Genomic DNA, 5,113 nt, shown 5'->3' on the forward strand with positions numbered 1-5,113 from the left:
CACCACGTTCGCCAGATCCTGCGATTCCTTGCTGTCCTTCGCATTCTCAATGCGACCGGCGAGATCGGTAATATCGCGCAGCGTGTCGTCAATTTTTTCCTGAATATCCGAGGTGTCCTCGACGGACACCGCCTGATTCAGGAGCATCTGCTTGCAGCTGTCCCGGTACGCCTCGCTGGCGTTCTCAGGGCAGCTGTCGAACAGCTTGTATTTGTCATACAGCCTGTTCAGTTCTCCAGCATACGACCCGCCGGAGCTGGTCAACAGGTCGTTTAACGAAATTCCCCTGTTTTTCAGATTTTTAATGTCAGTTGTCAGATTTTTCGCCTGGTTCAGGAATGCCTGCACGTCCCGAATGCCGGTGGCCGCCGCCAGCTGTTCCTTATAGGCGTTCATCTGCGCCTGGTAATGTTCGACGGTCTGCTGCCACTGCTGGAGCCTCTCAGCCCACTGCTTCATATCGTTAGCGTTGGCGACTTCATCGAACACGGGAATACCGGCCTGAGCCGGGGTGTGAAAGAGACATAAGGCGACGCTCAGCGCCGCCAGGGTGGTTTTCAGCTTCATGGTGTTATCCTCTTGTGATTAAACGGCACGCCTCAGCATTTCGTCTTTCCAGTCTTCCGGCTGCATGCCCTCCTGCCAGATTTCGTCGAAAATTTTCAGGTTATCCGCACTGGCACTGAGCAGCTTCGTGTAGCGCCCCAGCCCGGACAGGTCGAGGGTGATTTGCGCGATATACGGGCGCACGTCACCGCGCCGCAGCGGAGATTTCATGATCACCATCTGGCGGGCATAGGGGTCGAGCGTGGTGACAATATCGAAGACCGGTTTCGGCACCCGCAGCATGTCCACGTAGTCGCTTTCCTTAGCCTGCTGGTTCGCCATAAAGATCCGTGTGCTGCACTGTTCGATGATGGCCGCCGAGATCTCGTGCTTGCACATCTCCTCCGGCGACTGTGTGGCCGGGAAAAAAATGCCGTTGAGCTTTCGGATAACCTTCAGCATGTCGAGGGCGAATTTTGAGAACTCCGGGTCCTGAAGCCATTTCCAGAATTCATCCATGAAAATGACCAGACGCCGACCGTCGAGCAGGCTGGTCACGCGGTAAAGCAGGTAGAAAGTGAGCGGACTGCGCACGTCCTTGTCATCCAGGAACTCCGTGCCGTCGATGCCGAAATTATCAATATTGTCGATATCAAAGGTGTCCACGTCGTTATCAAAGACCCAGCCAAACTCTCCGCCCTGCGCCCACTGCTGGAGACGGATGCGCAGCCCGTTTATCCGCGCGTCCTTCGTCGGGGCTTCGTGCAGCACTTCCAGAATGCGGGTGATACCATTGCGGCGCAGCTCCGGCGGGTAGTCCAGCATGATGGTATCTACCGCCTCGCTGAGACGCTCCTCGTCACGCGGGTCGAGCGGCTTGCCGTCGCGCGTGCAAATCATACGCATCAGCTTCTTGAGGAAGTTGCGGTTACGCTTCGTCGGGGCGAGCGCAAAGGGGTTAAGGCCGGTTTTCTCGCCTGAACGGAAACGGAAGTACGAGCCGCCCTGGAGGCGTATCGACATTTCCGCCGAACGGTCTTTATCAAAAACCACTGAGGTGAAGCGCTTTTTCGTCGCCCCCGGTGCAAACGACTCAGGACGCCGGTATTTCTGCATCAGGTGCTGAAACATCATCAGCAGGGTCGATTTACCCGTCCCGGTGCTGCCGAGCAGCATGCAGTTGCCCGGCGGCTTCTCGCCGAACTCGTCCACGTCTGCCTGGCTGTTGTGAAGACTGACGTACTGACAGCCCCCGGACGGGGTCGGCACCACGGCAATCGCCTCTCCCCAGGCATTCCCGTCCCGCTTGTGCGGATGGAAGTTGTGAAACGACACCATTTCGGCGTAGTTGAGGCTGCTCACCGGCACCAGGCGCGGGCGCATGTCATACACGCCCGGCAGCTGCGCGAGGTAGGCCGCCGTCAGCGACTCGCGGGACAGGGTCATGATGAACCCCAAATCCTTCAGCGTATCAGCCAGGGTGTTGGTGTCCTGGATAACCTGCTCGCTGGTCGGGGCGCGGATAATCAGCGTCTGGTGATACCTGCCGAACGAGATAATGCCGGACTGAAGCATGTCGCGGGCAACCTTCAGATCTTCCTGCTGGGACACCGCATCGTCCTCGGCTGACTTCAGACGCTTCTCGATCGTGCGGATGCAGCCGCGCGCTTCATCTTTGCCCATGCAGGTATAGGACTGCGTCAGCACGTACCGGCAGCGGGCATACAGGAGCGAGTCATACAGCCCGGTGACGGTTTCAGTGCCGTAATCCTTGATTTCCAGCCCACGAAAGTAGCTCTGGCCGTCGATGTGGCTGACCTGGCCAATGTCGGTGGAGGGGAAGATGTCGGTGCCGCCGAGCACGTCATAGAACGGGGTGCGCATAACCTGGACTTTCTGCCACCTGCCGGTGATAAGGTAGTTGTAAAAGGCGAGCTGAGAGGAGAACACCCTGCCGTTCTCCTCATACGTGCCGAGCGGCCGCGCCGAGTAGCGCGACAGCGCCGTGCCGATCGATTCCCGGTACTCCAGCATCACCTGCAGTGCGTTGTCGAGGAGGGTTTTGCGTTCGCCCAGAGACTTCTGCTTCATGGCCGCCCGCTCGATGCCGGTGTGCGGATTGAAGCAGGCGGTGAAGAAGATGCGGCGGCGGTAGAACGGTTTGTTCTTCCGCGAGGCGTAGAACAGGCGCGCTATCTCGTCTGAAAACGCAATCCCGGACTGACACTCAAGCGTGTCGGTAAATTCGTCGCTCACCAGGTGGGTATAAAAGGTAAAGGGCAACCCCTCAAAGGAGCGGATAACGTTGTTGAGCTGCATGTCCAGGGTGGCGAGGTAATGCTCGTCCTCGCATTCAAAAATGGTGCCGCCGATCTCCCAGGTGCTGACAAAGTCACCTTTTTTGTTCTTCACCACCTGCTCGTGCAGGTGGGAAGACCAGGGGAGATAGCGGGACAGCGGGATACTCTCGTTGAGCCGCATATGTTTTATAAACTCCGTAACGTCAATGGCGTCGTACTGGTTTGCGACAAGAGCCTTTGTCCCGAAATGCCGGGTTGCCGCGCGGTTGCCGCGCGTTTTAAACGCCAGCAGCTTCAGGTCAAAGAAATGAATGTCCTCTTTTGCCAGGCGTCTCAGCTCGATAAAGGCAGGAATGAGCAGCAGGAGAAGCCAGTAAAAGCGTGACCAGACGGCCGCCAGGGTAAGGATGCACAGGGTGCACAGCAGGGGGACAAGCGGGACCCCCCACAGCGCCGCCGGTCGGGTCAGCGCCTTGTTGAGGATGGTCATGCTGCCTCCTTAGGCCGCGAAGTAGGCACCGAACCCGGACGCCCCGGCGAGCAGGACGCCCGACCAGAAGACGCGCTGGAGATCGTGCCAGGCCTTGCCGTCAACCAGCATCTTGTAGGCGATAAAGGCCACCGCACAGCTGATGGTGACAACCGACATACTGGTGAGGCCGAGGAAAACCCAGTTAATGGCGTCACTGCCCTTCTGAAATGCCTGATCGGCGCTGGCCGCCAGCGCCGGGACGGCAGGCAGGGCGAGGAGAGAGGCCATCAGGCGGGTAGCGGCGTTTTTAATGGTGCGAAAAGTCATTATTTTTCCTTAATCAGAAGACACAGCGAGGCCGCCGCGCACGACGTGTGGCGGATAAGCGGGGTCGCTGGTCAGTGTAGTGTCGGGTGCCGGTATAACGCCACGTATGACGCTGTCCGGGTAAACGGTGTTGTCGGACGGGACAGCGGGTGCTTCCCCGGATGCGGGAAAGATTGCCTGTCGTTCTGCCCGCGTTGAGGGCACAACGTAGCCAATACGCTGTACGTAGCTTGTGTTGCCGAACGCGCTTTCCGGGCGCTGACCGGTTTCAAAGTTGCCGGAGTAATAGCAGCTCAGGGCGCGCTGTAAGGTGCCTCCTCGTTGATAACAGTCGGTGATGATTTTCGCGGCAACATTCATGTTGTCGCACGGATTTAACATGGATTCGGCGCTGACGCCGAACTGCGGGAAATTAGTGCTTGTTATCTGCATCAGTCCCACCGAATAACGGTGTTTCTTCTGCTTAATGTCCTCCACAATTTTTAACGCCTCGTCTTTCGACGCTGGCAGATGGGAAATAACGCGGCTCCTGCCGCCCTTTACCGGAACAATTTCAGCAATGGCATACGGATTTAAGCCAGATTCGGTACGGGTAATGTCGTGAATGGTATCGGGGTGAACGGCGGGGGCACACTGCATGGCGAGCTGGAACAGCGCGGCAGTGGTTAACATAGTAATCCTTCAGCGAATTTTTATTTCACCATAGAACTTTTTAGTTTCGATGTTATAGATAACTTCGTTACCTTAGAGCTAAGAAAGAATTGACCTTGTGTTCAGTTTCTAAGTCGTAGATGCATTGTTCTTTCTATAGAGTAAAATATCACCATTTGCATAGTCTTTATTGATATCAAGAATATACTTCCCTTGGGTGTCAATAAGAGCTACTCCAATTTTAATTAAGATTGGTCTGTCTATGTTTTTAAATGAATATACAATATGCGTATGTTCTATATTTTCGTCTTCATTCAACATGTTTTTTCCGGTCATTAAGCTGTTGAGTAATTAAATCAATTCGTTTTAGCTTTTTCGCAATCAGAACCGAGGATTTAGAGTTTTTCTTACCCTGTTCTTTTTGAGTAATAATAGCAATTTCCATTCTCAGACACGCGCGCTCAATCAGTAACTCTCTCGTGTGCTCTGGTAGCTCTTTTGTGGTCCAGCTCGAATTGATGGCTGATGAAATGCGATCTCTGCGACAACTTAGGCGCTTGTCACCGGCCATTATCGCAAATTTATTGTTTTTCAGGGCTTTTATACGAACCTTTTGCATAGTCATATCTACTTCTCCATTGCATGATTAATCCGTCGGAGTTCGGGAGCACAAGAAAGGCTGGGACCAGACGGCTTAACGATGCAGAGGAAGGCTCAGAAGATGCGGGAACACCATTAATCTCCTCCAGACACAGGTCACGGCTGATCTGCTGTCAGATTCTGGAGAGCTAACGAGTGTGTTGCGTGCGTGTATCAT

Annotated in this window: 6 protein-coding genes; all 6 read right to left on the reverse strand. The window is 55.0% G+C overall.

Features of this window, described 5'->3' with window-relative positions; translation table 11 throughout:
- Positions 1-567: type IV secretion system protein (locus tag USH94_RS22250; RefSeq protein ID WP_320731341.1), on the reverse strand; the 567-nt coding region annotated here is incomplete at its 3' end.
- 18 nt (positions 568-585) lie between these two features.
- Positions 586-3,336 carry a VirB3 family type IV secretion system protein gene (locus USH94_RS22255; RefSeq protein ID WP_111965997.1) on the reverse strand — a complete coding sequence of 917 codons (2,751 nt, stop codon included), beginning with the start codon at positions 3,334-3,336 and terminating at the stop codon, positions 586-588.
- Between the two features lie 9 nt (positions 3,337-3,345).
- Positions 3,346-3,645: a TrbC/VirB2 family protein gene (locus USH94_RS22260; protein WP_111965996.1), complete on the reverse strand. Its 300-nt coding sequence runs from the start codon at positions 3,643-3,645 to the stop codon at positions 3,346-3,348.
- 9 nt (positions 3,646-3,654) lie between these two features.
- The gene (locus tag USH94_RS22265) at positions 3,655-4,317 is read right to left on the reverse strand and encodes a lytic transglycosylase domain-containing protein (RefSeq protein WP_320731342.1); all 663 of its coding nucleotides are present in this window, start codon (positions 4,315-4,317) and stop codon (positions 3,655-3,657) included.
- A 108-nt stretch (positions 4,318-4,425) separates the two neighbouring features.
- Positions 4,426-4,617: a hypothetical protein gene (locus USH94_RS22270; protein ID WP_047626938.1), complete on the reverse strand. Its 192-nt coding sequence runs from the start codon at positions 4,615-4,617 to the stop codon at positions 4,426-4,428.
- Entirely contained in the window at positions 4,607-4,921 is a 315-nt protein-coding gene (locus USH94_RS22275; RefSeq protein WP_111966212.1) for a hypothetical protein, read from the reverse strand. Before USH94_RS22275 ends, USH94_RS22270 begins: the two co-directional genes overlap by 11 nt.
- Positions 4,922-5,113 lie beyond the last annotated feature (192 nt).

Origin of the sequence: Enterobacter sp. 148H3 (genome assembly GCF_034107425.1) — a bacterium.
GTDB classification, from domain to species: domain Bacteria; phylum Pseudomonadota; class Gammaproteobacteria; order Enterobacterales; family Enterobacteriaceae; genus Enterobacter; species Enterobacter vonholyi.

Excerpts from the sequence above, each read along its gene's own strand:
- USH94_RS22255 (WP_111965997.1), bottom strand. The coding sequence starts at position 3,336 with ATGACCATCCTCAACAAGGCGCTGACCCGACCGGCGGCGCTGTGGGGG.
- USH94_RS22260 (WP_111965996.1), bottom strand. The coding sequence starts at position 3,645 with ATGACTTTTCGCACCATTAAAAACGCCGCTACCCGCCTGATGGCCTCT.
- USH94_RS22265 (WP_320731342.1), bottom strand. The coding sequence starts at position 4,317 with ATGTTAACCACTGCCGCGCTGTTCCAGCTCGCCATGCAGTGTGCCCCC.
- USH94_RS22270 (WP_047626938.1), bottom strand. The coding sequence starts at position 4,617 with ATGTTGAATGAAGACGAAAATATAGAACATACGCATATTGTATATTCA.
- USH94_RS22275 (WP_111966212.1), bottom strand. The coding sequence starts at position 4,921 with ATGACTATGCAAAAGGTTCGTATAAAAGCCCTGAAAAACAATAAATTT.